Source organism: Oleiphilus sp. HI0061 (assembly GCF_001635675.1).
Window position 1 is genome coordinate 1 of the sequence record NZ_LWFE01001785.1, and the last position, 1,228, is coordinate 1,228.

The 1,228-nt window shown below is 44.3% G+C and carries 2 protein-coding genes; both read right to left on the minus strand.

The features are described from left to right. On the minus strand, positions 1 to 779 hold a 779-nt coding region (locus tag A3735_RS27245; protein ID WP_068639037.1), incomplete at its 3' end, for a ParB/RepB/Spo0J family partition protein. A gap of 66 nt (positions 780 to 845) precedes the next feature. Further along, positions 846 to 1,228, minus strand: a 383-nt coding sequence (locus A3735_RS27250; RefSeq protein ID WP_156499963.1) for a ParA family protein, incomplete at its 5' end; no start/stop codon positions are given.

Sequence of the window (1,228 nt, forward strand, 5' to 3'; positions counted from 1 at the left end):
ACACTCACTTCTGCACCTACTTTTTCAGATAGATCTTCTTGTAAGCGTGATATATCGGCATCGGGTTTTGGCTTAGCTGCTTTATTTGTAGGCTTGTCTTCTATTAGGCGACGGACGAGTGCTTCGGTCTGTCGTACTGAAAGCGACTTCAACTCAACCTGACGAGCCACAATTATCTGTCGCTCGGTATCTAACGATAACATCGCTCTGCCATGGCCCATCTCCAAGTCGCCATGCTCTAGCATCAACTTTACTTCATCTGTTAGGTTGATCAGGCGAAGCAAGTTAGTCACGGTTGACCTCGATTTACCAACGGCTTCAGCTACTTCGCTTTGGGTAAGTTCAAACTCATCTTGCAAACGCTGTAAAGCGGTGGCTTCTTCCATTGCATTAAGGTTTTCACGCTGAATATTCTCGATAAGCGCCATTGCAACAGCCGCATCATCTTCAACATCACGAATAATTGCGGGGACTTTATCGAGCTGAGCGATTTGTGCTGCCCGCCAACGCCTTTCGCCCGCAATAATTTCATAGGAGTCTTCGCCACGAGAACGAACCACTATCGGCTGCATAATACCTTGCTGTCGAATTGACTCGGCGAGCTCTTCGAGTGCATCAGGATCCATGTCACGACGAGGCTGATATTTACCTCGTTTTAGAAACTCAACTGGAAGTTGCTTAAGGTCTCCATCGTTTTCAACTTCTTTTTTAAAGTCGACATTTGAGCCCTTGAGTAAAGCGCTTAAACCTTTTTCCCCTAAACCTCGTTTCTTTGCCACGTATTTTCCTACTCACTTAGTAACGCTTGATGATGACCTTTAAAAGTCATGAGCTTAATTATTGTTTTATGCTTCAGCCAAGTCGGCTTTTTTTGCTGCTGCTTTGTTCTTTCTGACGATTTCACCGGCCAATGCCAAATATGCAATCGCACCTTTTGAAGCTTTGTCATAATGTAATGCTGACATACCGTGACTGGGTGCTTCCGCTAGTCTTACATTTCTTGGAATTGCGACTTTATATAGCTGTTCACCGAAATATTCCTGAAGTTCATCAGATACATCTCTGGTTAAACTATTCCTTGGGTCATACATAGTACGAAGTATGCCGGAAATTTCTAACTTCGGATTGATGGTTTCTCTAATCTGCTCAACCGTATTCATTAATGCGGCCAAGCCTTCTAGCGCATAATATTCGCATTGCATTGGAATGATAACGCCGTCCGACGCTG